The 26,517-nt window shown below is 73.3% G+C and carries 22 protein-coding genes and 2 pseudogenes; 17 read left to right on the forward strand and 7 right to left on the reverse strand.

Features of this window, described 5'->3' with window-relative positions; genetic code table 11:
• The first annotated feature begins 28 nt into the window (after positions 1–28).
• From ACZ4V1_RS32305 to ACZ4V1_RS32320, 4 genes are all read left to right on the forward strand, one after another.
• Positions 29–769 (forward strand): beta-phosphoglucomutase family hydrolase, encoded by a 741-nt coding sequence (locus tag ACZ4V1_RS32305; protein ID WP_468343503.1) that lies wholly within the window; start codon positions 29–31, stop codon positions 767–769.
• On the forward strand, positions 766–3,120 hold the full coding sequence (locus tag ACZ4V1_RS32310; RefSeq protein WP_468343506.1) for a glycoside hydrolase family 65 protein: 2,355 nt from the start codon (positions 766–768) through the stop codon (positions 3,118–3,120). The genes ACZ4V1_RS32305 and ACZ4V1_RS32310 overlap by 4 nt, the downstream gene beginning before the upstream one ends.
• A 293-nt stretch (positions 3,121–3,413) precedes the next feature.
• On the forward strand, positions 3,414–4,892 hold the full coding sequence (locus ACZ4V1_RS32315) for a hypothetical protein (RefSeq protein ID WP_468343509.1): 1,479 nt from the start codon (positions 3,414–3,416) through the stop codon (positions 4,890–4,892).
• Between the two features lie 97 nt (positions 4,893–4,989).
• Positions 4,990–5,478, forward strand: a complete 489-nt coding sequence (locus tag ACZ4V1_RS32320; RefSeq protein WP_468343511.1) for a DUF5709 domain-containing protein — start codon at positions 4,990–4,992, stop codon at positions 5,476–5,478.
• Positions 5,479–5,585: 107 nt separating this feature from the next.
• On the opposite strand, the gene ACZ4V1_RS32325 is transcribed toward ACZ4V1_RS32320, so the two are convergent.
• From ACZ4V1_RS32325 to ACZ4V1_RS32335, 3 genes and pseudogenes are all read right to left on the reverse strand, one after another.
• Positions 5,586–5,807, reverse strand: a complete 222-nt coding sequence (locus tag ACZ4V1_RS32325; protein ID WP_468343514.1) for a hypothetical protein — start codon at positions 5,805–5,807, stop codon at positions 5,586–5,588.
• Between the two features lie 76 nt (positions 5,808–5,883).
• Positions 5,884–7,032 (reverse strand): annotated as a pseudogene (locus ACZ4V1_RS32330) (PP2C family protein-serine/threonine phosphatase).
• 231 nt (positions 7,033–7,263) lie between these two features.
• Positions 7,264–8,478, reverse strand: a complete 1,215-nt coding sequence (locus tag ACZ4V1_RS32335; RefSeq protein WP_468343517.1) for a glycoside hydrolase family 64 protein — start codon at positions 8,476–8,478, stop codon at positions 7,264–7,266.
• A gap of 205 nt (positions 8,479–8,683) precedes the next feature.
• On the opposite strand from ACZ4V1_RS32335, the pseudogene ACZ4V1_RS32340 reads away from it, so the two are divergent.
• Positions 8,684–9,187, forward strand: a pseudogene (locus ACZ4V1_RS32340) (GNAT family N-acetyltransferase); the annotation flags it as partial.
• A gap of 130 nt (positions 9,188–9,317) precedes the next feature.
• Positions 9,318–9,686, forward strand: a complete 369-nt coding sequence (locus tag ACZ4V1_RS32345) for a hypothetical protein (RefSeq protein ID WP_468343520.1) — start codon at positions 9,318–9,320, stop codon at positions 9,684–9,686.
• 6 nt (positions 9,687–9,692) lie between these two features.
• Here the strand turns inward: ACZ4V1_RS32345 and ACZ4V1_RS32350 are convergent, their stop codons facing one another.
• Entirely contained in the window at positions 9,693–10,577 is an 885-nt protein-coding gene (locus ACZ4V1_RS32350; RefSeq protein WP_468343523.1) for a Gfo/Idh/MocA family protein, read from the reverse strand.
• Positions 10,578–11,144: 567 nt separating this feature from the next.
• Between ACZ4V1_RS32350 and bdeA the strand changes: the two genes are divergently transcribed.
• From bdeA to ACZ4V1_RS32395, 9 genes are all read left to right on the forward strand, one after another.
• On the forward strand, positions 11,145–12,065 hold the full coding sequence (gene bdeA / locus ACZ4V1_RS32355; RefSeq protein ID WP_468343526.1) for a bis(hydroxyethyl) terephthalate hydrolase: 921 nt from the start codon (positions 11,145–11,147) through the stop codon (positions 12,063–12,065).
• 239 nt (positions 12,066–12,304) lie between these two features.
• A complete protein-coding gene (locus tag ACZ4V1_RS32360) occupies positions 12,305–15,058 on the forward strand; it encodes a helix-turn-helix transcriptional regulator (protein WP_468343529.1) in 2,754 nt (917 codons plus the stop codon).
• Between the two features lie 117 nt (positions 15,059–15,175).
• On the forward strand, positions 15,176–16,459 hold the full coding sequence (locus ACZ4V1_RS32365; protein ID WP_468343532.1) for a PucR family transcriptional regulator: 1,284 nt from the start codon (positions 15,176–15,178) through the stop codon (positions 16,457–16,459).
• 708 nt (positions 16,460–17,167) lie between these two features.
• A complete protein-coding gene (locus ACZ4V1_RS32370; protein WP_468343535.1) occupies positions 17,168–17,959 on the forward strand; it encodes an ABC transporter ATP-binding protein in 792 nt (263 codons plus the stop codon).
• Positions 17,956–18,756 (forward strand): ABC transporter ATP-binding protein, encoded by an 801-nt coding sequence (locus ACZ4V1_RS32375; protein WP_468343538.1) that lies wholly within the window; start codon positions 17,956–17,958, stop codon positions 18,754–18,756. Before ACZ4V1_RS32370 ends, ACZ4V1_RS32375 begins: the two co-directional genes overlap by 4 nt.
• Positions 18,753–19,649: a branched-chain amino acid ABC transporter permease gene (locus ACZ4V1_RS32380; protein WP_468343541.1), complete on the forward strand. Its 897-nt coding sequence runs from the start codon at positions 18,753–18,755 to the stop codon at positions 19,647–19,649. Before ACZ4V1_RS32375 ends, ACZ4V1_RS32380 begins: the two co-directional genes overlap by 4 nt.
• Positions 19,642–20,811, forward strand: a complete 1,170-nt coding sequence (locus tag ACZ4V1_RS32385) for a branched-chain amino acid ABC transporter permease (RefSeq protein ID WP_468343544.1) — start codon at positions 19,642–19,644, stop codon at positions 20,809–20,811. Before ACZ4V1_RS32380 ends, ACZ4V1_RS32385 begins: the two co-directional genes overlap by 8 nt.
• Positions 20,808–22,088 carry an ABC transporter substrate-binding protein gene (locus tag ACZ4V1_RS32390; protein ID WP_468343547.1) on the forward strand — a complete coding sequence of 427 codons (1,281 nt, stop codon included), beginning with the start codon at positions 20,808–20,810 and terminating at the stop codon, positions 22,086–22,088. Before ACZ4V1_RS32385 ends, ACZ4V1_RS32390 begins: the two co-directional genes overlap by 4 nt.
• Positions 22,089–22,234: 146 nt before the next feature.
• On the forward strand, positions 22,235–23,053 hold the full coding sequence (locus ACZ4V1_RS32395; protein ID WP_468343550.1) for an SAM-dependent methyltransferase: 819 nt from the start codon (positions 22,235–22,237) through the stop codon (positions 23,051–23,053).
• A gap of 88 nt (positions 23,054–23,141) precedes the next feature.
• On the opposite strand, the gene ACZ4V1_RS32400 is transcribed toward ACZ4V1_RS32395, so the two are convergent.
• Together ACZ4V1_RS32400 and ACZ4V1_RS32405 are read right to left on the reverse strand one after the other, a co-directional pair.
• The gene (locus tag ACZ4V1_RS32400) at positions 23,142–24,062 is read right to left on the reverse strand and encodes a helix-turn-helix domain-containing protein (protein ID WP_468343553.1); all 921 of its coding nucleotides are present in this window, start codon (positions 24,060–24,062) and stop codon (positions 23,142–23,144) included.
• A gap of 148 nt (positions 24,063–24,210) precedes the next feature.
• A complete protein-coding gene (locus tag ACZ4V1_RS32405; protein ID WP_468343556.1) occupies positions 24,211–24,438 on the reverse strand; it encodes a DUF397 domain-containing protein in 228 nt (75 codons plus the stop codon).
• 360 nt (positions 24,439–24,798) lie between these two features.
• On the opposite strand from ACZ4V1_RS32405, the gene ACZ4V1_RS32410 reads away from it, so the two are divergent.
• On the forward strand, positions 24,799–25,197 hold the full coding sequence (locus ACZ4V1_RS32410; protein ID WP_468343559.1) for an ATP-binding protein: 399 nt from the start codon (positions 24,799–24,801) through the stop codon (positions 25,195–25,197).
• Positions 25,198–25,225: 28 nt separating this feature from the next.
• Positions 25,226–25,774, forward strand: a complete 549-nt coding sequence (locus tag ACZ4V1_RS32415; protein WP_468343562.1) for a hypothetical protein — start codon at positions 25,226–25,228, stop codon at positions 25,772–25,774.
• Positions 25,775–25,862: 88 nt separating this feature from the next.
• Here the strand turns inward: ACZ4V1_RS32415 and ACZ4V1_RS32420 are convergent, their stop codons facing one another.
• Positions 25,863–26,447: a TetR/AcrR family transcriptional regulator gene (locus ACZ4V1_RS32420; protein ID WP_468343565.1), complete on the reverse strand. Its 585-nt coding sequence runs from the start codon at positions 26,445–26,447 to the stop codon at positions 25,863–25,865.
• Between the last annotated feature and the right edge of the window lie 70 nt (positions 26,448–26,517).

The following is a 26,517-nucleotide window of genomic DNA, read 5'->3' on the forward strand; positions in this document are numbered from 1 at the left end:
ACCCGCCCCGGCGGGGAACTGTGTCGTTATGACGACGCAGCTAGGACTTCCCGACGGTATCCAGGCCTGCCTCTTCGACCTCGACGGGGTCGTCACCAGGACGGCGGTGGTGCACGCCGCCGCCTGGAAGGAGACGTTCGACGCCTTCCTGCGCGAGCGGGACGGCGCGGACTTCCGTCCCTTCACCGACTCCGACTACGACGAGTACGTCGACGGCCGCCCCCGTGCCGACGGCGTGCGCTCCTTCCTCGCCTCCCGCGGCATCGAACTGCCCGAGGGCGGTCCCGACGACCCGCCCGACGCGCGGACCGTGAGCGGCGTCGGCAACCGCAAGAATGAGCTGCTCCTCGAGAAGATCCGCACCGACGGCGTGGAGCCGTACGAGGGCACCCTGCGCTACATCGACGCGGTCCGCGCCGCCGGACTCGCCACCGCGATCGTCTCCTCCAGCGCCAACACCCGGGACGTGCTGCGCTCCATCGACGCCGAGCGCCTGTTCGACGTCCGGATCGACGGTGTGGTGGCCCGGGCGCGCGAACTGCCGGGCAAACCACGCCCCGACACCTTCCTCGCCGCCGCCCGCGACCTCGGCGTCGAACCGTCCCACGCCGCCGTCTTCGAGGACGCGCTCGCCGGCATGGACGCCGGCCGCTCCGGACACTTCGGCTACGTCGTCGGCGTCGACCGCGTGGGCCAGAGCGACGCCCTCTACGCCCACGGCGCCGACCGCGTCGTCAAGGACCTCGCCGAACTGGGAGGCCGGGCGTGATCACCAACCGGACGTACGCCGTCGAGCCCTGGTCGGTGCGCGAGACGGCCCTCAACCTCGACCTCCTCGCCCAGAGCGAGTCCGTCTTCGCCCTGTCCAACGGGCACATCGGCTGGCGCGGCAACCTCGACGAGGGCGAACCCCACGGCCTGCCCGGCAGTTACCTCAACGGCGTCTACGAACTGCACCCGCTGCCGTACGCCGAAGCGGGCTACGGCTACCCCGAGTCCGGCCAGACCGTCATCAACGTCACCAACGGCAAACTGCTGCGGCTGCTCGTCGACGACGAACCGTTCGACCTGCGCTACGGGCGGCTCGTGAAGCACGAACGCACCCTGGACCTGCGGCGCGGAGTGCTGGAGCGGACCTGCGAGTGGACCTCCCCGGCCGGTACGACCATCCGGGTGCGCTCCACCCGGCTGGTCTCCCTCACCCAGCGGGCCATCGCCGCCGTGGAGTACGAGGTCGAGCCCGTCGACAGCCGGACCCGGGTGGTCATCCAGTCGGAGCTCGTCGCCAACGAGAGCCTGCCCGACCCCGACGGCGATCCCCGGACGGCCAAGGCGCTGCGGTCCCCGCTGGAGCCCGAGGAGGGCATGGCCATGGGCTCCCGGCTGCGCCTGGTCCACCGGACACGGCGCAGCGGTCTGCGGGTCGCGGTGGCCGCCGAGCATGTCGTCGAGACCTCCGGGGAGATCACCACCAGCAGCGAGAGCAACGCGGACGTGGCCCGCCTGACCGTCACCTCCGTGCTGGAGCCGGGACAGCGGCTGCGGGTGCAGAAGACGGTCGCCCACGGCTGGTCGGGCGCCCGCTCCCGGCCCGCGATGAGCGACCAGGTCGAGGCGGCACTCGCCGCAGCGGAACACAGCGGCTGGGACGGCCTGGTGGCGGAACAGCGCGCCTACCTCGACGACTTCTGGGCGCGGGCGGACGTCGAGGTGCACGGCGACGAGGAGATCCAGCAGGCCGTGCGCTTCGCCCTGTTCCACGTCCTGCAGGCCGGAGCCCGCGCCGAACAGCGGGCGATTCCGGCCAAGGGACTGACCGGCTCCGGATACGACGGGCACGCCTTCTGGGACACCGAGATGTTCGTGCTGCCCGTGCTGACCTACACCGAGCCCAAGGCCGTCGCCGAGGCGCTGCGCTGGCGCCGGGACACCCTGCCCGCCGCCCGGGACCGCGCCGCCCAGCTCGGGCTGCGCGGCGCCGCGTTCCCGTGGCGGACCATCGACGGCTCGGAGGGCTCCGCGTACTGGCCGGCCGGCACGGCCGCCTTCCACGTGGCCGCGGACATCGCGCACGCCGCGGTGCGCTACACGGCGGCGACCGGCGACACCGACTTCGAACGCGACACCGCCCTGGAACTGCTGGTCGAGACGGCCCGGCTGTGGCGCTCACTGGGCCACCACGACCACCACGGCGTCTTCCACATCGACGGCGTCACCGGTCCGGACGAGTACAGCGCCATCGCCTACGACAACACGTACACCAACCTCATGGCGCGTTCGAACCTCATCTCCGCGGCCGACGCGTGCGAACGCCACCCGGACGAGGCGGTCCGGCTCGGCGTCGACGACGAGGAGAGCGCCGCCTGGCGGGACGCCGCCGAGTCCGTGAACATCCCCTACAACGAGGAGCTCGGCGTCCACGAGCAGCACTCGGGCTTCACCCGCCACCAGCGCTGGGACTTCGCGCGCACCGCCGCCGACCAGTACCCGCTGATGCTGCACTTCCCCTACTTCGACCTCTACCGCAAACAGGTCATCAAACAGTCCGACCTCGTGCTGGCGATGTACACCTGCGGCAGCTGGTTCGACGCCCACTGCGACGAGGACCAGATCGCCCGCAACTTCGCCTACTACGAGCCGCTGACCGTACGGGACTCCTCCCTGTCCGCGTGCTGCCAGGCCGTCGTCGCCGCCCAGACCGGCCATCTGCGCCTGGCCTACGACTACGCCGCCGAAGCCGCCCTGATGGACCTCGCGGACCTGGAGCACAACACCCGCGACGGACTCCACATCGCCTCGCTGGCCGGCACGTGGATGGCGCTGGTCGCCGGGTTCGGCGGCACCCGTCGCGACGGCGACAGCCTCCGGTTCACGCCGCGCCTGCCAGAGAAGTTCAGCCGTCTCGCCTTCCGGCTCCAGTTCCGCGGCCGGTGCCTGCGCGTGGAGATCGCCGCCGACGAGGCGAGGTACACGCTGCTGGACGGCGCACCCCTGACCATCCATCACCACGGGAGCGCGCTGACCGTGGACGGGGACGGCCCCGTCACCCGCGCCATCCCGGCTCCCAAACGGCGCCCCACCCCCGAACAGCCCCCGCACCGCCGCCCCAACCCCCACTGACCGACGGGACACGGGGCGGGAGGAGGCCGGGCAAGACAGGGGAGGAAGAGGAGGAGGAAGAGGAGGAGGGAAGGGGACAGAGGGGGGAGGGGAGGAGGGAGACAGCGAGATGGGGAGGGAGAAGGCAGAGAGGGAGGGAGGGGACCGGACGGTGCGACTGGCCGAGTTCCCCCCTGCGTATCCGCGGCACGCGGGTTAGGTTGATCTTGTTTTCCGGGTTTCCGGGCTCCCGCCACTGGCGGCAGGAGGTGAGGACGAGCGGCCCCGCGACGAGCGGGGGTGAGGGGTGCACGATGGCCGACGGCGCTGGAGCCATGCTCGCCGGGAGACGGCGGGACGAGGCGACGACGAAGCCCGGCATCCCCCGGCGCCTGCGCGGTGACGCCCTGATCGCGGCGGTGGCCGCCGTCTTCACTCTGTTGCAGCTGGTCTTCGTCCATCCCGGGATGGGCCTCGGCTGGGACGAGACGGTGTACGTCAGCCAGGTCACCACCCACCACCCGGCCGCCTTCTTCAGCGCACCGCGCTCCCGAGGCGTCTCCCTGCTGGTCGCGCCCGTCGCGTCCTGGTCGTCGTCCACCGAACTGCTGCGCGTCTACCTCGCCGTGCTGTCCGGCCTCGGCCTGTACCTCGCGCTGCGGTCCTGGAAGGGACTGTTCCCGGCCCACGTCCTGGCCACGGCCGGTGCGTTCTTCGCCACCCTGTGGGTGACCCTCTTCTACGGTCCGCAGGCCATGCCCAACTACTGGGTCGCGATCGGCGCCCTGGTCTGCGTCGGCTGCTTCCTGCGGTCCTGGCGGGGGGTTTCCGGGCGGGCCGCGCTGTGGGGGGTGGTGGCCGGTGCCGCGCTGATGGCGTGGATGCGGCCCACGGACGCGGTCTGGGTGACCCTGCCGCTGCTGGTCCTCGTCCTCGTACGCCGCCACTGGCCGCTGCTGCTCGCCCTGGTGGGCGGCCTCGCCGCCGGGGGCGTGGAGTGGGTGATCGAGGCGTTCGGCTGGTACGGCGGCCTCGGGGAGCGGCTGTCGAGGGCCTCCGAGATCCAGGGCGGCCTCGGCTGGAACGTCGCCGTCGACGACCAGATGCGCAGCCTGGGCGGACGGGGCCTGTGCCGCCCGTGCACCGGCTCGATGCCGCACCCGGTGGTCACCCTGTGGTGGATCGTCCTCCCGGCCGTCGCCGCCTTCGGCGCCGTGGTCGCGGTCCGGGCCCGGCGCGCCGCCCGCACGCTGATCCCGCTCGCCTGTGCCGTGACGGCCGCGCTGCCGTACCTCTTCATGATCGGCTATGCGGCACCCCGCTTCCTCCAGCCGGCCTACGCCCTGCTCGCCGTACCGGTCGCCGACGCCCTGTGGCATCTGGTCCGCACGGCACGCGGCCGATGGCGCCCGCCGGCCGCGTCCCTCGTCGCGCTCGCGCTGGCCGGCCATCTGGCGGTGCAGTTCGCCGTCCTCGTGGGCACCGTGGACCGCAACGTCGAGAGCCGCGAGGACTGGGCCCGCGTCGCCGACGAACTGCACCGGCTCGGTGTCCGCCCGCCCTGTCTGATCACCGGGCACGAATCCATCCCGATCGGCTACTACACGGGCTGCTCCTCCGGCGCCACCAGCGGCAACAACGAGAACATCACCGCCGCCGAGATCGTGGACACCGCCCGCCGCATTCCGGTCGCCGCCGTCACGGGCCCGGGCGGCACCCCGCCCGGCTACGCCCGCGACTGGGCACCGCACCGCATCACCGACCTGAGCATCCGCGTCGCACCCCGGGAGTGAAGATCCCGGGCGGGGAACGGGTTAGAGATCGCGTATCGGGAAACGCGAACCGCACACCGAGACCACCGAGCCGACGCAGCGCGAGAGGGAGGCAGCGATGGGCACGGACCCGATGGCCGACGACGTCTACCAGCCCACCGGAACCAACGAGGAGCAGGAGGACGCCGCGCCCCTCGACCTCCAGGACGCCGTCGACGAGCGGACCTACGACGACACGCTGGACGAGGGCTACTCCCCGCCGGAGAAGCCCCTCGGCGTGACCAAGCACGGCACCACGGCCGCCGAGCAGCACGACGGAGAGACCCTGGACGAGCGGCTGACCCAGGAGAGGCCCGACGTGTCCGCACCGGACGGGGACGGCGTGGGCGACGAGCCCGGCGGCGAGGGCGAACCGGTCGACCCCGAGGCGGGAACCGACCGCTCCGGCCGTCTGGTCGCCCCCGACGAGGGGGTACGCACCGACACGACGAAGGAGACCGTCGCGGAGGACGTCGGCATCGACGGCGGAGCCGCGGGCGCCGAGGAGGCCGCCATGCACGTCGTGGAGGACGAGACGGCGCTGCCGGACGGGGAGGACGGCCGGTAGGCCACGGCCGCGCCTGCTCGCCCCGCCGGGCACACTCACACGTCGCAGGGCCCGGGGCGGTGCCGCTCGCACCGGCCCGGGCCCTGCGACGCCCGGTGGCCGCCCGGTCAGGGCAGCAGCTTGTCCAGAGCGGCGGGCCCCTCCTCGTCCAGCTTCCGCCTGGCCCATTCGAGGTTCTTCGGGGTGACGTCCCGCCCGGCCGCGAGGACGAGGTCCTCCGGGGACACGTCGGTGCCGGTGCGGGTGTGGAGCAGGTCGTCCGGGGTGGCGCGGTCGTCCCCGGCGTGTGCTTCGGACGGTCGGGAGGCGTCGGGCTGTGACGTCGACATGATCAGTGCTCCTCGGATCCGGATCGCTGCTTCGGTGCCGTGCTGTTGTCGGTCCCGAATATCCCGATAACACCATTCAATGCGGAAGCGGCCCCCGCATCCGGAGACCGCTTCGGCTCAGGCCGGCGTCGGCGGCGAAGGAGTGAGGACGAGCATCGTGACGTCGTCCTCCACGTCCGGGCAGAAACGCACTGGATCGGCCCAGACACGGCCGGGGAACAGGGCGGAGTCCTCGTCGGCGAACGCGGTCAGCCGGTCGGCCAGCGGGTAGAACGCGCCGCCGTCGTCCCGCGCCTCGACCACTCCGTCCGAGGCGAGGAAGAGCCGGTCACCGGGGCGCAGCGACACCGTGGGCCTCGATCGCGCCGGCGTCCGCCGGCCCGAGCCCGAGCGGCGTCCACGGGGACACCTCCAGCTCCGTGGCCCGCGCGCCCCGCAGCAGCAGCGGCGGCGGGTTGCCGCAGACGACGACGCGCACCTCGATGGCGTCGGCGGAGAACTCCAGCAGCGCGGCCGTCGAGAACAGCTCGGCGTGCCGCGCGTCCGCCGAGTCCACCAGCAGCCTGCGGTCGAGCCGCCCGGCCACCGACGCCAGGTCCGACTGGTCGAGCACCGCCTCGCGGAACGCCCCCAGCAGCGAGGCCACCGTCGGCACCGCCGACAGCCCGTGTCCCTGCACGTCCCCCGTCACGACCCGGACGCCGAAGGGCCCGTCCCGTACGTCGAAGAAGTCGCCCCCGACGAGTGTCCCGCGCCGCGCCGCCCGGTACAGCCCCGCACAGCGCACCGCCCCGACCCGCTCGGGCAGCGGGGGCACGACGGCATGCTGCGCGGCCTCGGCGACCGTCCGTTCCAGACCCGGCTGGGCGTCGCGGCGACTGCGTACGAAGGACACGAAGACGCTCAGCACCGCGACGAACACGACGGTCAGCAGGTCGGCGTCGCCCGGCCGGTCGAGCTGGAAGGCCGGGACGTGCAGCAGTGCGATGACCACACCGCCCAGCAGGGCGGTCCCCAGCGGGCTGTACGACAGCACGGCCAGCGGCGGGATGGCACCCAGCAGGAAGCCGATGTCGAGGGGATCGTGGCTGATCAGGGTGATCGCGCAGATCGCCGCGACGAGGGCCGGCGGCAGCACCCGCACCCAGCGGGGCGGCGGAGCCCCGCTCAGCCGGCTCCGCCGGTCCGCGCCCCGGCGCGGTGGCGGGGCAGGCACCTTTCGCACACCACCACGCTCCTACGCCGCCCGGCCTCCCGCACGCGGACGGCACACCCAGGGCTGCCCGACGGTTCCCGCCTGCCTTTCGGCGCCACACACGCGCGCCCGCCGCACCGGGCGCACCGGGCGCAGAACCGAGTACATCCGGTACGAGGCTCTGCAGCCGGCACGCCGGGAGTGCGCACCTGTCGCCGCGAGGCCGCCCTCCGGGCGACGACGGGAATCGTCGGACAGTCCCTAGAACGGGGTGAGCGTCAGCCGGAATCCGGTGGGTGCCGTGTCCTGGACGTAGGAGGCGAAGTCAGCCACGTCGTCGAAGGCGAAGCCGTAGGCCCTGCCGTCCTCGGTGGCCGCGTGCACGGCCTTTGCGTAGTGGTTGGTCAGCGCGGTCCCGTAGAACGTCGCCGGGTCGGTCGTCGGCTGGTCGGCCGAGGAGACCAGCGTGGAGCGGTTGAAACCGGCGCCGAGGACCGCGGCGACGGGGCCGGTCGTGCCGTCGTTGGGCGCGGCGAGGGCGCCGTCGCAGAAGAGCACGTCCCGGGTGGACGGCCTGGCGAAGGACACCTGGGCGGGCCCGTCGAAGGTCAGCCGGTCGCCGCGCACCCGGCCGGTGAAGGTCCCGGCGTTGGTGGTGATCCTGAGGTCCCTGCCCGTGTAGGTGCTCCAGACCTCGTCGATGTACGGGGCGAGGTAGTCCTTGGGGAAGAGACCGGCGTCCAGGCCGTGCCCCGGCGCTATCACCCGGGTGTCGTCCACGATCAGCGGGGCGAACTCCTCGACCCGCCGCATCGCCTCGAAGACGGCCGCGCGGCCGCCGGCGCGCACCGTGCCCGTCGTCTGGTCCTTCGCGCCGGTCAGCCGGATGGCGAGCGGCACGCTGAACATGTCGACCATGGTGGTGTTGCAGAACATCCCGGCGGAGTTGTGCGTGAACTCGGCGCAGTCGTGCAGCACCCCGTGGTTGGGATCGGACTCGACCCAGCCCGCCGGGTACTGCAGCGCCGGGTTGCCGGCACCGTCGGCGACCACCTTGAACCTCAGCTTCTCGCCGAGCGACACGTAGATCCGGCCGGAGAGGTAGGGCAGGCTCAGCCTGGTCTCGCCGCTGCCGGCGAGGCTGATCGCGTAGTCGGTGTAGCCGTCGGCGCCGTTGTCCGACAGCGCCACGGGCGCGACGGTGCCGTCGGGCGTGACGCGCACCTGGCGGCCGTCCTGGTTGCCGACGATGTAGACGTGGACGTCGGCGTTGCCGAAGGAACCGGTGCTGTTGACGATCGTCAGCGGCAGAGCGCCCGCCGCCTTGGCCTCGGGGGCGGCGGTGTCACCGTCCGAACCGACGCCGGCCAGGGCGTGCGGGGCGACGGCGGCGGCTACGGGGGCGGCCACGGCCGCTCCGGTGAGGGCGACGAGCAGCTTGCGGCGGCCGAGCGGGCGCTGGTGACGAGGAGTCATGTGGGGGATCTCCAGAGTGATCGGGGCATGACAGTGTGGAGGCGAAATTCTGAGAGCGCTCTCAGAACGTGGCCGATGGTACGCACGGCGGATGGCCCGGCCAACCGTCCCCACACGCACCGAAGGCCGTTGACCCAGCTGGGACTTGGAGTGCCCGGCGCCGCGCAGGGAACGCTTAACCGATCTTTAAGCCTCGTTTAATCCGCGCCGGACGCCGGAGTGCGGGCTTCCCGAGCGGCCCGGCCGTCTGGACTTCCGTCCCGAACCGGACGACGCGGTGTTCTTCGACGCGCTGCGCCGCATCCACTCCGCCACCCTTGACGCCCACGCGCTGATGGACATCGAGCAGGGCGGGCTCGACCAGGCCGCGCAGTCGGAACTGGACTCCTTCCACTGGTGCCCGTCGCCGCGGGAGTGGTGGCAGGTGGCGTACACCCCGCGGGGCGAGCCGGCGGGTATGCCCGTCCCCGTGCACAACCCGTCCGGTCCGTGCGTCGGTTTCATCGGCGTGCTGCCCGAACACCGCGGACACGGATACGCCTACGACCTGCTGGCCGAGTGCACCCACTTCCTGGTCGAGAGGGGCGCGGAGTTCGTCTCCGCCGCGACCGACCGGGGGAACCGTCCCATGGCCGCCAACTTCGCCAAGGCCGGCTACCCGGTCGTGCGGGAACGGATCAACTTCCGGCCCGGGGCGGTCGTCCGGTAGTCGTCAGGCGCCGGCGCCGGGCCGGCATTCCTTCGGCCCGGTGCCGGTGCCGGTGCCGGTGCCCGTGTGGTGCCGGTGCCGGGTGGCATGCTGTCCCGCGCAGTGGCCAAAGGTGGCGGGCGGAGGAGATGTGGGGTTCGAGGGCGAGATCTGGCACGTGCGCGGAGCGCCGGACGCGGGGGAGGAGGGGGAGACGGGCTCGGAGATCGGGGAGATCCTGATCGAGGAAGCCGACTTCCCCTGGCTGTCGGGCCGGTTCCGCCCCGGTCCGGCATACGGCGCCGTCCAGGATCTGTTCACCCGAGAACTGGCCCTCGCCGAACGGGACGACGAGGGGCACCGGGCCCGGTGGGAGGCGGTCCGCGCCGAGATCGAACGACGTGTGCGGCTGGTCTCTCCCGACGGCCCGGTCGCCGGGTTCCTGCTGCACGTCCAGGGCGACAGGGCCTGGTTCCGGTGGAGGGACGAGCCGTCCGAACGGGAGCGGACCGGCGACTGACGGCGCTCACCGAGGGGCGTTCAGCAGGGCCTCGGCCTCGGCGAGGATCTCGGTGACCCGCAGGCCGAACCCGGCGTCGCACGGGTGGGGGCGTCCGCCCGCGGCGGAGGCGAGCAGCGCGTCCGCGGCCCGCAGCAGAGCGGGCACCGGTCCCTCAGTGGCCTCGGGCAGGAGCGTCACGCCCGCCCCGCCACGCAGTTCCACCGTCGCACCCGCCGCGGCGGGCGGCGCCGTCAGACTGAGCGTGAGCGTGCTCGACGCGCCGCCGGTATGGTCCAGGACCAGATGGACGGTGTCCCCGGGGCCCGGCGCCGCCGCCGTCACGCGCCGGGCGTCACCGAGGACCGGCAGCAGCACGGACAGGGCGTGCGGCCCTACGTCCCACAAGGCGCCCTTCTCCCGTCGCCACGGCGAGTCCGCGAACGGGCTGTCGCCGGTGAACACCGCGCCGAGCCACTGGGCCCGCCCCGTGAACCAGTCGCCCCGAGCGGCCTGTTCGGCGATCCACGCCTCGATCTCGGGCTGGAACCGCGTGGTGAAGAAGACGACGGAGGCGACGCCCGCCGCACGCACCGCCTCGACCACCGGCCGCCCCCGCGCCACCGTCGCCGCGAGCGGCTTGTCGAGCAGCAGATGGCAACCGGCCCGCGCCGCCCGCACCGCCAGTTCGGCCTGAACGGCCGGAGGCAGCGCGACCGCGACGGCTTCCACGTCCGCCAGCAGGGCGTCGACATCGTCGTAAGCGCGCGTACCGTGCCGATCCGCCAACTCCTTGGCGGCGTCCGGGCGGCGCCCCCACACGCCCACGAAGTCCAGGCCGTCGTGCCGGCGCAGGGCGGGGGCGTGCGCCATGTCCGCCCAGGGTCCGGTGCCGAGCAGTCCGATACGCATGCCGTCGCCTCTCCGCAGTGCCGAACCCGGCCTCCGGGCCCGCCGACGTTTCTCCCTGACGGCCGGCGCACGCCGGTCCGGCCCGAGCCGAGCGTGCCACACCGACCTGGTGCCCGGGCAAGACCCCGGGTTCGCCGACGGCGGCCTGCCCCGGCCTGCCCCGGCCCATACCTGTCCCTGCCCATCCCTGTCCCTGCTCCTTCCCGCTTCTGCTCCTGCACCTGCCCTTGCCGCGGGCCGGCCTCTGTCCGGGCAGCCCTGCCCCAGCCCTGCCCGCCTCCAGTCGTCGTCTCCTCCCCACGCCCGCCTGTCGCCGTCGCCCGCCCGCCCCCGAGCCCTCGGCTCGCCGTCCCCCGAGCCCGCGGCCCCGCTCGTCGTACGAGGCCCGCTCGTCGTACGAGGCCGGTGATTCTGCCGATCCCCCGGACCGCACCGCCCGCCGACAGTGGCACCGCCAGCACATCGGCGACGCCCGTCCGGCGGATGTCCCGGGACGCGACCCCACGTGTCCCGGGCCGTGTGCGATCACCGGTCGGCACCTCGCCACGACAGAGAGGACGAATCCTCGTGCAGCAGAACCCCCACACCCACGCCGCGCGCCCCGCGTTCCGCGGAACGCGGCGGCGGCTCGCCGGCGTCACGGCGGCCGTGGCCGCCGTCGTCGCGCTCAGCACCCTCACCAGCCCCGGCGCCCAGGCCGCCGACAACCCCTACGAGCGCGGTCCGGCGCCCACCCAGTCGAGCATCGAGGCACCGCGCGGCCCGTACTCCGTGGCGGACACCAGCGTCTCCTCGCTCTTGGTCACCGGCTTCGGCGGCGGCACGATCTACTACCCGACCAGTACGAGCGACGGCACGTTCGGCGCCGTCGTGATCTCGCCCGGCTTCACGGCGTACCAGTCCTCGATCGCCTGGCTCGGCCCGAGGCTGGCCTCCCAGGGCTTCGTCGTGTTCACCATCGACACCAACACCACGCTGGACCAGCCCGGCTCCCGCGGCCGGCAACTGCTGGCGGCCCTGGACTACCTCACCGAGCGCAGTTCAGTCCGCGGACGGATCGACAGCAGCCGACTCGGTGTCATGGGCCACTCGATGGGCGGCGGCGGCTCCCTGGAGGCCGCGAAGTCCCGGCCGTCACTCCAGGCCGCGATCCCGCTCACCCCCTGGAACACGGACAAGACCTGGCCCGAGGTCAGCACCCCGACCCTGATCGTGGGGGCCGACGGCGACACCATCGCCCCGGTCTCCTCGCACTCCGAGCCGTTCTACTCCAGCCTGCCGTCCCGCACGGACCGTGCCTACCTGGAGCTGAACAACGCGAGCCACTTCACGCCGAACACCTCGGACACGACGATCGCGAAGTACAGCATTTCCTGGCTCAAGCGGTTCATCGACAACGACACCCGCTACGAGCAGTTCCTCTGCCCGCTGCCCCGGCCGAGCCTGACCATCGAGGAGTACCGGGGCAACTGCCCGCACGGCTCCTGACCCTCCTCACGGACCATCCGGCACCATCCGGCACCATCCGGCGGCGGTCGCGGGCACGTCGCGGCCGCCGCCGGCGTGTTGTGCCGCCGCACGGCCCCGGGCCGCGACCGCTGGGCGGCGGCACAGTGCGTGACCCCAGCCGCAGGGTGCACAACCGCAGGTGGCGGGGCGGAGCAGCCGTCGGGCCGCGGCGGACCGGTGGCTTCCGCGTCAGGTTACGCGCGCGTAACCTCCCGGGAATGACCGGAGAGACGACCGTACGTACGGCCGTGCGGATCCACGGCCGCAGCACGCAACAACAGGCCGTACGCGAACTGTTGGACGGGTTGCGCACCCGCAGCGGCCACCTCGTCGTGACCGGCGAACCCGGACTGGGCCGGACCACCCTCCTCCACTGGGCCGCCCGCTCCTTCCGGGCCGGTCCGGTACTTCACCTGGGACCCGGCCCGGACAGGGACAGGAACGCCACCGCCGAGGAACTGCTCGGCACCCTGCGGGCGGCGGCCGGCGAGGCACCTCTGCTCGTATGCGTCGACGACGCGCAGCTGTGGGACGCCCCGGCCCGGACCGCACTGGCCCGTGCGGCCGAACGCCTGGGCAGCACGGTCCGCGTCGGCGTGCTCCTCTCCGTCGCCGGACACCGCGCCGTCGACCCGGAGTACGCCCACCTGCCCGTCGTACGCCTGGACCCGCTCACGCCGCCGCAGGCCGAAGCCCTCGTCGACGAGGTGACCGACGGCGCCGCCGACCCGGCCGTCCGCGAGCAGCTGCTGGCAGAGGCGGAGGGGAACCCGGCCCTGCTCCTCGCCCTGGTCCGCCGGCTCTCACCGGCCGAACTGCGCGGGCACCGTCCCCCGCCCAGACCCCTGGCCGACGCCGCGACCCTGACGGAGGTGGCGGGGGAGGCCCTGACCGGTCTGCCCGCGGACGCGCACGACCTGCTGCTGACGGTGGCGGCGGCCGTACGCGCCTCGGACGGACCGGACGTGGACGCGGGCCCGGTGCTCGACGCCCTGCGGCACCTGCGGGCGGCGTCGCCGTCGGCCTCCGCCCCGTCCCTGGAACCGCCTCCCGCGCTCCTCGCCCTGGCCGACGACCGGTTCCGTTTCCACGGCCCCCTGGTGTGCCGTACGGTCCACGCCACCGCCGCGCCGGACCGGCGGCGCGCCGCGCACCGCGCGCTCGCCGATGTGCCGGCGGCCGGCGGCCGGCGGCTCCCGGCGCTGCTGCACCGCTCCTGGTCCCTGACCGGCCCGGCGCCCGCGCCGTCGCTCGCGGACCGGCTGGCGGCGGCCGCGGCCGACGACACGGAGCCCGCCTCACACCGGCTGCGCGCCACGGCGTACGCCCGCGCCGCCGAGCTGACGGCCGACGGTCCGGCCCGGGCGGAGCGGTACACGGCCGCGGCCGAGCAGGCCCTGCTCGCCGGCCGCACCGACCAGGCCCGCCCGATGCTCTCCGCGGCCCGCGGCTGCGCCGCACCGGCCGCGGTACGGGGGCGGGCCGAACGGGTGCGTGGCCTGACGGAACTGCGGGACGGACCCGTCGGCGACGCCCATCAGTCGCTGCTGCTGGCCGCGTCCCTGCTCGCCGCGGACGCCCCCGCCGCCGCCGCGACCGCCGCCCTGGCCGCCGCCGACGCGGCCTGGGCGGCGGGAGACCTGTCCGCATGCCTGGCCGCACTCGCGCCCGACCCGGGGCCGACGACCCCCGCTCTCCGGCAGGCCGGCGCCCGGCACTCCACGGCGCGCGTGGCCGGCGCCGTGCGCGACCACCGTGTCGGCATGCGAGCGCTGCTCGAGGGGCGGCTCGACCGGGCCGTCGTACCGCTCGGGCAGGTAGTGGAGCGGGCCACCACCGAGGACCGGCCGGAGGCTCTGCTGAGGGCGGCGTCGGCCGCGTTGCTGCTCGGGGACGTGGACGCCGCCCGACGCTCCGGGGCGCGGGCCCTGGCCGCCGCCCGGCAACTCGGGTCGGACGCGTTGGTGCCGCGGGCACTGGAGTACCTGGCCTACGCCGAGCTGCGCGCCGGCCGGCACCCGCAGGCCCGCACTCATGCGGAGGAGGGTCTGCGCACCTCGCAGCGGGTCGGACAGCGCAACACGGCGGCCCACCACCGGGCGGTGCTGGCCCTCGCGGCGTCGATCGAGGAGGAGCCGGACGTCGTCGCCCGGCATGTGGCGGCCGCGCTGACCACCGCCCGGCGGCACGGACTCGCACAGGCGGCCACCCTCGCGGAGTGGGCGGCGGCCCGGGCCGACCTCGGCCGGGGGCGCCCCTTCGACGCCGCCGACCGGCTCGGCCTCCTGGTCCTTCCCGGCCCCGGGCGGGGACACTTCGCGGTGTGGTGGCTCGCCGTGCCCTGCTTCGTGGAGGCTGCGGTCCTGGCCGGACGCCAGGAGGAGACCCGTGCCGTCCTCAGGGACTTCGCCGGGTGGGCGGCGTTCGGCGCCGATCCGCAGGCCGCCGCGCAGCTGGCCCGCTGCCGCGCCCTACTCGCCCCGCCGGACCGTGCCGACGGCCTCTACCGGAACGCGCTCGACCGGCACGACGAGGCGGGCGGCGACTTCGAACGGGCCCGTACCGCGCTCCTGTACGGCAAGTGGCTGCGCCGCCGGCGCAGGCCCCGCGAGGCGCGCGGCCGCCTGGGCACCGCGCTGGCCGGCTTCGACCGCTGCGGTGCAGGGGTCTGGGCGGCCCAGGCGCGCGGCGAGCTGCGGGCCCTCGGCGCGGCACCGCACGGCGGACGTGCCGGAGCGCTGTCCCGCCTGACGCCGCAGCAGTTGCGCATCGCCCGTCAGGTCGCCGAGGGCGCCACCAACCGCGAGGTCGCGCTGACCCTCGCGGTGAGCACCCGCACCGTCGACTACCACCTCCGCAAGGCCTTCGCGGCGCTCGGCATACGGTCCCGCCTGGAGCTGGCCCGCGCGGTGGAGCACGCCGAACAGGGCGGACACGCCGGACGAACCGAAAAGACCGGTGCACAACCCTAGGGACCGACCGGACGGTATGCCATCCTTCGGGGCAGGACGAGTCAGGGGGCGTGCCCGGCGCGGGCGGACAGCCCGTCGCGGGGCGCCCCCGCAAGCCCTGGCCTGGGGAGGACCGCGATGCAGCACGCCGTACGGTCACGAGCAGCGATCCGCACCGGACTGACGCCCGTACCACGCCCGCGGACACCGAGCGTCGCGTCGCTGATGGACGCCGACGCCCTGCGGGTGCTGCACCGGGCCGCCCGCACCCTGCTCGACGACCTGCCCGACCTGGCCGACCGGCTGGTGGCCCTGCTGCAGGAGCAGGAGCCGGCCTACCGCGCGGTGATCACGAAGGACCCCACCGCCACCTGGCAGGAGGTCCACCGGTCGCTGCGGCACAGCGTGGCCTCGCTGATCGACCCGCGCGGTGCGCGGGAAGCGGCCCGCCGCTGCTCCTGGCGGATCGGGACCGCCCGTGCCGAGCAGGGGCTTCCGCTGGACGCGCTGCTGCACGCCTTCCGCCTCGGCGGCTCACTGGTGTGGCAGCGGCTGATCGAGGAGACGGCCCGGATCGCGCCCGAGGACGTACGGCTCCTCGTACACGTGGCCGCAGACGTGTGGAACTTCGTCGACGAGCACTGCACCCTCGTCGCGGACGCCTACCGGCAGACCGAGTGGCAGCTCGCCCGGCGCCGTGAGAACCGGGCCCGGCTGCTGGCGGCCGGGCTGCTGGACGGCACCAGCCGCATCGCCGATCTGCCCGAGGCCGCGCAAGCGCTGGGCCTGCCCGAGCAGGGCCGGTACGTCGTCGTCGCCGTGACCGGCGGACACGCGCGGTCCGACGCCGCCCGGGCCGCCGCCGTGCCATCCGGTACACGTGTCCACTGGCACGCCGGGGCGGAGGTCGACTACGGCATCGTCCTGCTCGGCACCGGTATCGACGAACTCCCGCGGCCGGAGGAACCCGGGCCCGGGCCGTGCGCTCCGTTCCCGGGCCTCCGGATCGGCGTCGGCAGCCCGGTCGACGGCCTGGCCTGTGTCGGCGACGCCCGCCGGCACGCCGACACGGCCCTGGCCATCTGCCCCGAGGCCGGCGGCACGGCACGGCTCGCCGACCACCTTCCCGCCGCCCTCGTCGTCGCCAGCCCCGAGCTCGGCCGGGCCCTCGCCGAGAGGGTGCTCGGCCCCCTGCTGCGCCTGGAGCCGGCCGACCGTGAGGTGCTGCTGGACACGCTCACCACCTGGCTCGACTGCGACGGCTCGGCGCAGCGGGCCGGTGAACGCCTCTACTGCCACCGCAACACGGTCCTCAACCGCCTCCGCCGTTGCGAACAGCTGACCGGCCGCTCGCTGGCCCGCCCGGCCGACGTGGTCGAGATGACGCTGGCCCTGACCGCCCGACGACTCCTGCACGACTGACGTACCCGCACCGGCCCCCCCGGTGCCTGACTTGACCTCGTTCCGGTACCGCGGGGTGCCTTGGGCGACCGGCGTGCTCTCGTGCGGGTTCCCGGTGGTGCTTTTTCGGCGTCTGGTGTGGCCTTGTCCCGGTTCCGGGTAGGGCCTGTGGATCCGGGACGGTTCCGCTCCGGTTCCGAGCGGTGCGCCATGGTGTCTCACCCGGTCTGTCCCGCATACGGGCGAACCCCCGTGTCCGGCCCGGCGTGTACGTCGGCACCCTCTCCCACCATGCCCCACACCCCCCAACAGCCCCGGAACCCGCACCGCTCTGCCACCTCTCGGCCCGGAACCCGCGCCGCTCTGCCACCTCTCGCACCTCTCGGCCCGGGACCCGCACCCCTCTGTCACCTCTCGGCCCGGGACCCGCCGTGGCGGTGCGGGTGCCGTCCGGCGGCGTGGCCGCGGACACCGACGCCCAGCACGCCACCATGGCGGCGCACCGCGCATGAGGCTCGGCCTTCCCCGGCGGTCCCGCAGCCATGTCGGCATCGCCCCGGTGCGGCCCCCGCCGCCCGGGTCTGGGCATCCGCACAGACTCTCCGGCCCGGGACTGGGACGCCGCAGCGACCCGGGCCGGGGCTCTGTACCGCCACCGGCGCGCGTGCTGTCGTGAGCTCCCCCTTTCCCGTCACCGTGCCGGCCTCGGCACGGTCCCAAGGAGCCGCGATGCCCGCAGCACCACCGGACGGCGAGCCCGCCCTGCACGTCGAGAGCCTCGACGTGACGTACGGGCGCGCACTGTCCGCCCTCCGTTCCGTGTCCCTGACCGTCCCGTACGGCGGCGTGGTCGCGCTGCTCGGCGCCAACGGTGCCGGCAAGACCACGCTGCTGCGGGCCGTGTCGGGCACACTGCGCCTGCACCGCGGCGCGATCACGGCCGGCCGTGTCCGCTACGGCGACACGGCCCTCGACGGCCGGGACCCGGTCGCCGCCGTACGCGCCGGAGTCGTGCAGGTACCCGAGGGCAGGCGGGTGTTCGCCGGACTCAGCGTCGACGAGAACCTGCGGGCCGGCGGGCTCGGCCTGGGCCGGCGCGCCCCGGCTCAGGTCCGCGAGGCCCGGGAACGGGTCTTCACCCTCTTCCCGCGGCTCGCCGAACGCACCCGCCAGGCCGCCGGCCTGCTGTCCGGCGGCGAGCAGCAGATGCTGGCCATCGGCCGCGCCCTGATGGCCGCGCCCCGCCTGCTCCTCCTCGACGAACCCTCCCTCGGACTCGCCCCGATGATGGTCGACCGCATCGCCGAGGTCGTCCGCGAGATCAACACCCAGGGCACCGCCGTACTCCTCGTGGAACAGAACGCCGGGATGGCGTTGTCCCTCGCCGAACACGCCTACGTCCTGGAGGTCGGCGAGATCCGGCTGTCCGGCCCCGCCGGCGAACTCGCCCGGACGGACGCCGTACGCCGCCTCTACCTGGGCGACACCGGCGAGGCCACCGACGGCAAGGGGGCCGCGTGACCACCCGAACCACCGCGCCCCCCGCGCTCGAGGTCCGGAACGTGACCGTGCGCTTCGCCGGCCTCGTCGCACTCGACGACGTCTCCTTCACCGTCGACCCGGGCACCGTGCACGCCGTCATCGGCCCCAACGGCGCGGGCAAGTCCACCTGCTTCAACGTCCTGTCGGGCCTGTACCGGCCCACCGCCGGCACCGTACGACTCGGCGACGCCGAACTGACCCGGCTCGCCCCGCACAAGATCGCCGCCCTCGGCGTGGCCCGCACCTTCCAGAACATCGTCACCACCCAGGGCACCGTCGCCGACAACCTGATGCTCGGCCGCCACGCCCTGTCCCACGCCGGTTTCGCCGCCAGCGCCCTGCGTCTGCCGCGCGCCGTGCGCGAACAGCGCGAACACCTCGCCAAGGCACGTGAGATCGCCGAACTCACCGGCCTGGGCGCCCACTTCGACGCACCCGTCGCCCTGCTGTCCTACGGCGACCGCAAGCGGGTCGAACTCGCCCGCGCCCTCTGTCTGGAGCCCCGTGTACTGCTGCTCGACGAACCCGTGGCCGGCATGAACGCCGCCGAACGCATCCGCATGACCGAGGTCGTCCGGGAGATCCGCGCCGAACTCGGCCTGTCCGTCGTGCTGGTCGAGCACGACATGGGCCTGGTCATGCGGCTCGCCGACGAGGTCACCGTCCTCGACTTCGGCAAGGCCATCGCCCACGGCACCCCCGACGAGGTCCGGCGCGACCCCGAAGTGCTGCGCGCCTACCTCGGCACCGGCACCACCGGGGAGGACGCGGCATGACCGGCTTCCTGGACAACCTCCTCAACGGCTTCGCCCTGGGGTCCGTCTACGCCCTGATCGCCCTCGGCTTCGTCACCATCTTCAAGGCCTCGGGCGTGCTGAGCTTCGCCCACGGTTCCCTGCTCCTGCTCGGCGGGTACCTCGTCGCCGTCCTCCACGACGACATCGGCTTCGCCGGGGCGCTGGCCGTCGCGGTCCTCGTGACGGCGGCCGTGGCCGGGGCGCTGGACCGGCTGGTGCTGCAACGGGTCGGTACCGATCCGCACGCCGCCCACGTCCAGACCATCGTCACCATCGGCATAGACATCGTGCTGGTCACCGACCTGGCCCGGCGCATCGGCGGCGACCTGCTGCCGCTCGGCGACCCCTGGGGCAACTCGGTGACCGACCTGGGCCCGGTGACGGTGGCCGACAGCCGCATCGCCGCGATCCTGGTGTCCGCCGTGGCCATCGGCGGGGCCTTCGCCCTCTTCAGGTTCACCCCCTGGGGGCTGTCGCTGCGCGCGGCGGCCGAGGACGGTGAGGCCGCCGCCCTGATGGGCGTACGGCTGACCCGCGTACGCACCGTCGCCTGGTGCCTGGCCGGCGGACTCGCCGCGCTCGCCGCGGTCTTCCTGGTCGCCTTCCCCGCGCCGGGACTGGAGCGCACCACCGGGCAGATCGCGCTGAAGGCCTTCCCGGCCGCCATCCTCGGCGGCATGGCCTCCCCGGTCGGCGCCCTGGTCGGCAGCATGCTGATCGGCCTCACCGAGGCCTTCGTCGCCGGCTACCAGTCCGACCTGCACGTCCTCGGCGAGGGCTTCGGGGACGTCGCCCCGTACGCCGTGATGGTGCTGGTCCTCCTGGTGCGCCCCGCCGGACTCTTCGGCGCGAAGGGGGCGGCACGTGTCTGACCTCCTCAAGAGGAGCACCCTCCTCGAGCGCGGCGGGCTCCTCAAGCAGGGCCGGCTCCTGCTGCCCGCGCTCCTCCTGTGCGCCCTGCCCTTCTACCTGGACGCCTTCTGGCTGCGCATCGGCCTGTTCTCCATGGCGGCGGCCATCGGCGCGGTGGGGCTGGGCCTGCTCAGCGGCACCGCCGGGCAGCTCTCCCTCGGACACGCCTTCTTCCTCGCCGTCGGCGCCTACGGCTACGTGTGGCTGGCGGGTGAACCCGGGCCGGGGCTGCCGCCCGCCGTCGCCGCCGTCCTCGCCGTGCTGCTCGCCGGCGCCGCGGGCGGCCTGTTCAGCCCCGTCGCCGGCCGGGTCAAGGGCATCTACCTCGGCGTGGCAACCCTCGCCCTGGTCTTCCTCGGCCACCACGTCCTGCTCACCGCGGACTCCGTCACCGGCGGCTTCAACGGACGCTCGGTGCCGCCCCTGGAGATCGGCGGGTTCACCTTCGCCGAGACCGATCCCGGACTGACCGTCCTGGGCGTGCCGTTCGGCGCCGAGGAACGGCTCTGGTACCTGGGCCTCGCCCTGTTCGCGCTCACCTGGTTCACCGCGCGCGGGCTGCTGCGCGGACGCCCCGGACGCGCCCTGGTGGCACTGCGCGACAGCGAGACCGCCGCCTCCGTGATGGGCGTGCACGTGGCCCGGTACCGCTCGGCCGCGTTCGTCGTCTCCTCGATGTACGCGGGCCTCGCAGGCGTCCTGCTCGCGCTCTCCTTCCGCCGCGTCGTGCCCGACTACTTCTCGCTCCTCCTCTCCGTCGACTACCTCGCCATGATCGTCATCGGCGGCCTCGGCTCGGTGGCGGGGGCCACCGCCGGCGCCGTCTTCGTCACCGCGCTGCCCCTGCTGATGACCCGCTACGCCGACCAGTTGCCGCTGGTGGCGACCCCGGGCTCCGGCGACGGCTCGATCGGCCCGACCGAGGCCTCCCGCTACCTCTACGGCGCGGCGATCGTCGTGATCCTCCTCTACGCCCCGGACGGCCTGCACGGACTGGCCCGCCGGACCCGCGCCCGCCTGCGCCGCAAGCCACCCGTCACCGGCCCTCCGGGCGCCGGGGCCACGCCCCGGACGCCGGCCACCACCGCCAACGCCGCACGAACCAAGGAGCACACCCCGTGAACGTCACGCACCCCAGGCCCCGCACCACCCGGACCGCCGCCCTGGCCGCGGCACTGGCCGCCGTGCTGCTCGCGGGCACCGCATGCAGCACGAAGGCGGAGGGCGGGAGCACCGACGACGCCGCCGACGGCGTCAAGGCCGGCCCCGGAGTCAGCGACAAGGCCATCAAGCTGGGCGCGCTGACCGACCTCACCGGCCCCTACGCCACCCTCGGCAAGAGCATCGTGCAGGCCCAGCAGATGTGGGCCGACGAGGCCAACGCCGCGGGCGGCATCTGCGGGCGCAAGGTCGAGATCGTCGTCAAGGACCACGGTTACGACGTGCAGAAGGCGGTCACCGCCTACGCCGACATCGCCCCGGACGTCGTCGCCCTCCCCCAGGTGATCGGCTCGCCGGTGGTCGCGGCCCTGCTCGACGACATCGAGCGGGACCACATGCTGACCTTCCCGCAGGCCTGGGCCGCCTCCCTGCTCGGCAAGGACTCCGTCCAGGTCCTGGGCACCACCTACGACATCGACATGATCGCCGCCGTCGACTTCCTGACCCGCACCAAGAAGATCGCCGAGGGCGACACGATCGGCCACGTCTACTTCGAGGGCGACTACGGCACCAACGCGCTGGAGGGCTCCGAGTGGGCCGCCGAGCAGGCGGGGATGAAGGTGGTCGGCCAGAAGATCAAGGCCACGGACACCGACCTGACCGCGCAGGTCTCGGCGCTGAGCAAGGCCGGGGTGAAGGCGATCCTGATCAGCGCGGGCCCCGCCCAGACCGCCTCCCTCGCCGGCGTGGCCGCCGCCCGGGGCCTGAAGGTGCCGATCGTCAGCAGCGCTCCCGGCTACTCCCCGCAGCTGATGAAGACGCCGGCGGCACCGGCGCTGGAGGCGATGGTCCACGTGGTCAGCGCCGCACCGGCGGTCAGCTCCGACCTGCCGGGCGTCAAGAAGATGGTCGCCTCCTACAACAAGAAGTACCCGGGTGAGCCGGTCGACTCGGGCGTGCTCTCCGGCTACAACGCCGCCCAGCTGATGGGCTCCGACCTGAAGAAGGCCTGTGAGGGCGGCAGCCTCACCCGTCAGGACGTGGTCAAGGCGCACCGCTCGCAGAAGAACGCCGACACCGGCCTCGGCACTCCGCAGGACTTCACCCTCGTGACCGAGCCGGCCAGCCGGTCCACGTACGTGCTGAAGCCCGACGCCAAGGCGGTCGGCGGCGTGGTCGGCGTGGAGGAGGCGCACAAGGCGCCCGGCATCGACGCGTACCTGGCCGCCCGCGGCTGACCGACCCGATCGGCCGTCAATTCGGCTGTCACACAGTCGAATTGACGGCCGCTTCGCCGAGGCGCTGGTTTCGCTGAACACCAGGTCTCTAGGATGTACTCTCGGTCATGCCAGTGCAGTTGGCGCGGTACGGAGCTGGGGGAACGATGCAAGCCGACAAGCAGTTGTCCACGGAGATCGACGCCAACGTGCCTACGGCAGCACGTATGTACGACTACTATCTGGGCGGCAAGGACAATTACGCGGCCGACCGGGCGGCGGTAGGGGAACTCGACAAGGTCGTTCCCAGCACCCGTCGGCTGGCGCTGAACAACCGGCGCTTCCTGCAGCGGGTCGTCAGGACTCTCGCGCAGGAATACGGCATCCGCCAGTTCCTGGACCACGGCTCCGGCCTGCCCACGCAGGACAACGTCCATCAGGTCGCCCAGCGCATCGCCCCCGATTCGCGCGTCGTCTACGTCGACAACGACCCGATGGTGCTGGTCCACGGCCGCGCGCTGCTCGACCAGAACGACCGCACCGCCGTCATCCACGCCGACATGCGTTCGACGGAGGAGATCTTCTCCCACCCGGACACCCAGCGCCTGATCGACTTCTCGCAGCCGGTGGCCGTGCTGTTCAACTCGGTCTTCCACTGCATCCCGGACAGCGACACCGACGGCCCGACGGCGGTGATCCGCCGTGTGACCGAGCGGCTGGTGCCCGGGAGCTACGCGGTGATGTGTCAGCTGGTCAGTGAGGACCCCGAGGTGCGTGAGTCCGTCACGGCCTTCATGGACCAGGCGACCCGCGGGAACTGGGGCCGAGTCCGCGAGCCCAAGGACGTCGAGTCCTACTTCGAGGGCATGGACATCCTGGAGCCCGGCCTGGTGGAGGTCTCCACCTGGCGCCCGGACAGTGAGGTGGCTCCGCGCCAGCTCACCGACGAGTGGATCGAGTTCGGCGGTCTGGGCCGCATCCGCTAGCGAACTGAGCACTCGGGGCCGCACGCCGAGCGTGCGGCCCCGTGTCTCGCTTCACTGCTTCTCGCCTGCTACTTCTGCTTCTCGCGTGCTACTTCTCGGGATAGCGAAGCGCCGTCGTCTCGCGCAGCAGCTCCAGTGACTCGCGCGGAGTGAGCGCCTCGTCGGCGAGGCGGTCCAGGGCGACCCGGTACTCCTCGGTTTCGTCGCGGTCCTCAAGGAAGTTGGCGCTCTTGATGTGCTCCAGGTAGACCACGTCGGGCAGGTCGATGCCGCCGAAGCGCAGATAGGTGACCGGGATCGCGGGTGCCGACGCGTTCGTCACGTCCAGCGGCACGATCTGCAGCGTCACATGCGGCTGCCCCGCCATCGCGACGAGGTGCGCGAGCTGTTCACGCATGACTTCGCGGCTGCCCAGTACACGCAGCAGGACGGACTCGTCGATGATCGCCCACAGCTGTGGTGCGTCACCGCGGTGCAGCAGCTCCGCGCGGCGCATGCGCAGCTCGACACGCCGCTGCACCTCACCGGCAGGCGCGTTCGGCAGGCCCCGCTCGACCACGGCCCGGGTGTAGGCCGCCGTCTGGAGCAGGCCGGGGACGTACTGGATCTCGAAGGTCCGGATGGTCGCCGCGGCCTCCTGGAGTCCGACCAGGCGGTCGAACCACTCGGGCATCAGACGCTTGTCGTACCGCTGCCACCAGCCCGGTTCACCGGCGCGCTGCAACAGCTTGAGCAGGACCGAGGCCTCGTAGACGTCGGTGCCGTACCGCTCCAGCAGGGCGCGGACGTCCGTCTCCGTCGGGGGCTTGCGGCCCTTGCCCGACTCGATGCGCGAGAGCTTCGCCGCGCTGAACCCGAGGTCACGCGCAGCCTGGTCCTGGGACAGGCCGGCATCCTCGCGGAAGCCCGCCAGCTGAACGCCGACGAGCATCTTCAGCAGAGTCGGAGCCGGCTCGCTCCGGTCCAGATAGGGCTCGAGACGGGAGATGCGAGGCGACGCGGCGGACATCCTGACTCCCAGCAGACCGGCAGACTTGAGAAACCACACTATCTCATCCCGCAGGTGCCTACCGCATCTGCCCGTGGAAAACGGGTAGTTGGCCTCCGCTTGGCGCTTGCCACCCGCATCGGAGGCCAGGCCCCGCTCCCGCTCCCGCTCACAGCAGGTGGTCGAACTCGCCCTCCTTCGCCCCGGCCAGGAAGGCGGCCACCTCCGCGGACGTGTAGACGAGCGCGGGGCCGTCGGGATCGCGGGAGTTGCGCATCGCGACGCCTCCGTCCACGAGGGCTACCTCGACGCAGTTGCCCTCGGCATTGCTGTGCCGACTCTTCTTCCAGCAGGCGTCCAACAGGCTGGCCTGCACTCCGTTGCGCACTGGTGGCACCGCGGTCTCCTTGCCGTTCGGGGGAGCGGACCGAGTCCCGTCGGTCCTCGTGCGCTCCCATCCGATTTTTTCCGCGCAATTTCTCGTGCAATTGCACGCGAGCGCTGTCAGCGTGGATAATAGCCGTGGCGTCAACCCCCCGGATGGCGCCCCGTCCTGACGTCGCATCAGGGAGATGCCGTGTCGTCACCTGCGCATCCAACGCTCCGGTCGCCCGGCGAACCCGTGTCGGAGGCGGTCCCGGCGGGCCGGTTCGGAGAGCTTCCGCGCACCGAGCGACCGGCCGCACGCCGGGGGGAGTGGCCGTTCCCCGTTCCGCCCGCGAGTACCCACGCGCCGGGTGTCCGGCCGACTTCCGCGGTGCTGCGCGTCGCCTGCAGCGGGGAGGGCTTCGCCCGGGCCCGGGTCTTCACGCGGGACACGCTGAGCGGCTGGTCCCTGGACCGGCACGCCGACGACGCCGTCCTCGTGATCACCGAGCTCGTCTCCAACGCGGTGCGGCATGCGGTGCCGTCGGCAGCGGCCGGCGCGCCCGAGGTCAGGCTGGGGCTCGCCCGGGACTCCGGCCATCTGATGCTGACCGTCTGCGATCCCGGGGACAACGCGCCCGTGTTCACCCCGTCCGGCGACTCCGCACTCCAGGAGCACGGACGCGGCCTGTGCATCGTCGACGCCCTTTCGGAGGAGTGGGGCTGGACCCCGAGATCTCCGGCCGGCAAGACCGTCTGGGCCAAGTTGTCGACCTGCCCCCTCACCTGATCCGACTGCCGCGGAAGGGCCCCACACCATGCGCAGCGCTCCGACACCCGAGCCGAGCACCCAGCGCACCGACCGTCAGAAGCAGCCGCCCGGCTCCCCCCGGACCGCCGCCCCCCTCGCGGGGCTGGACGGCGTTCCGTGGAGCGAGATCCAGGACTCCACCGGCTCGGCCGCGGCCATTCCCAGGCTGCTGCGCAAGGTAGCCTGGGGCGACGCCGAGACCGCCCGTGCCGCCCTCGGCGATCTGCGGAAACGCATCTGCCAGTACGGTTTCGTCGTCGAACAGGCCACCGCCGCGACCGTCCCCTTCCTGTGGGAACTGGCGCAGCGGCCCCAGGTGAGCTGCCGGGCGCAGATCATCCAGCTGCTCAAGAACATCGCCGACGCCCGTCAGTGGGAGACCACCGCCACCGCCTACCCCAAGCTGCTCAACCACCGGGAGAACCCGGTGGCGTGGGAGCGCGCGGCGCGGCAGGCCGTCCGCGCCCGGCGGGACGGGCTCGAGCGGCTGCTGGCCGAGGGCGACAGCGAGATCGCGCGGGCCACGACCGAACTGGCCCGCACGCTCGGAGACTGAGGCCCGCGCCCTCCAGGGGGGATAAGGCGCGGGTCTCTCGCGAAGCGTCGGCGTGTCGGCACACCGTTCCGTACGTCGTTTCCGGTGCTCATGGGGCGGTGCCGAGTACCCGGACGGTGAAGTCCGCCAGCCGGGCCCGCATCCGCTCGCGCGGCACGCCCTCCCGGCCGGCCAGGTGCTCGACCAGGTCGGCCCGGACGGCGGCGAGCAGCGCGTGGGCGGCGAAGTCGCAGTCGGCGAGGCCGGGGACCTGCTCCAGCATGGTGCGCAGCAAGGTGTGCCAGCGCTCGTAGTGGCTTGCCCCGTAAGGACTGTCGCTGCCGGAGGCCTCCAGGGCCAGCGCGAGGCGGCGGTTGTCGAGTTTGAAGCACAGGAGCGCGTCGAGCAGGGCGGGGACGCGCCGCGCCGGGGGAGTGCCGGGGCCCAGTGGCGGCGGGCCCGTCTCGACGGCCCGCTCGATCGGTTCCATCCGGGCCTCGTACAGCGCCTTGATCAGCCCGGTCCGGTCGCCGAAGGCCCGGAAGAGCGTCCCCTTGCCGACACCGGCCGCTGCCGCGACGTCCGCCATGGTGACGTCGTCCGGGCTCTCGTGCCGGTCGAAGAGGGTGTCGGCGGCCGCGAGGACGGCCTCCCGGTTGCGGGCGGCGTCCTTGCGGGGCTTGCGCTCGGTCACAGGGGTCTCCTCCGTGGCGGGCAGGGTTGTGGGTCGGTGGGTGGGCGGACGCCGGCGCGCGTGGGCACAC

The organism is Streptomyces sp. NPDC028991, from assembly GCF_055564775.1.

Coding starts and splice junctions, on each gene's coding strand:
- ACZ4V1_RS32325 (WP_468343514.1), bottom strand. CDS start 5,807: ATGTCGACGTCACAGCCCGACGCCTCCCGACCGTCCGAAGCACACGCC.
- ACZ4V1_RS32395 (WP_468343550.1), top strand. CDS start 22,235: ATGCAAGCCGACAAGCAGTTGTCCACGGAGATCGACGCCAACGTGCCT.
- ACZ4V1_RS32415 (WP_468343562.1), top strand. CDS start 25,226: ATGCGCAGCGCTCCGACACCCGAGCCGAGCACCCAGCGCACCGACCGT.
- ACZ4V1_RS32370 (WP_468343535.1), top strand. CDS start 17,168: ATGCCCGCAGCACCACCGGACGGCGAGCCCGCCCTGCACGTCGAGAGC.
- ACZ4V1_RS32360 (WP_468343529.1), top strand. CDS start 12,305: ATGACCGGAGAGACGACCGTACGTACGGCCGTGCGGATCCACGGCCGC.
- ACZ4V1_RS32380 (WP_468343541.1), top strand. CDS start 18,753: ATGACCGGCTTCCTGGACAACCTCCTCAACGGCTTCGCCCTGGGGTCC.
- ACZ4V1_RS32350 (WP_468343523.1), bottom strand. CDS start 10,577: ATGCGTATCGGACTGCTCGGCACCGGACCCTGGGCGGACATGGCGCAC.
- ACZ4V1_RS32335 (WP_468343517.1), bottom strand. CDS start 8,478: ATGACTCCTCGTCACCAGCGCCCGCTCGGCCGCCGCAAGCTGCTCGTC.
- ACZ4V1_RS32400 (WP_468343553.1), bottom strand. CDS start 24,062: ATGTCCGCCGCGTCGCCTCGCATCTCCCGTCTCGAGCCCTATCTGGAC.
- ACZ4V1_RS32365 (WP_468343532.1), top strand. CDS start 15,176: ATGCAGCACGCCGTACGGTCACGAGCAGCGATCCGCACCGGACTGACG.
- ACZ4V1_RS32305 (WP_468343503.1), top strand. CDS start 29: ATGACGACGCAGCTAGGACTTCCCGACGGTATCCAGGCCTGCCTCTTC.
- ACZ4V1_RS32320 (WP_468343511.1), top strand. CDS start 4,990: ATGGGCACGGACCCGATGGCCGACGACGTCTACCAGCCCACCGGAACC.
- ACZ4V1_RS32315 (WP_468343509.1), top strand. CDS start 3,414: ATGGCCGACGGCGCTGGAGCCATGCTCGCCGGGAGACGGCGGGACGAG.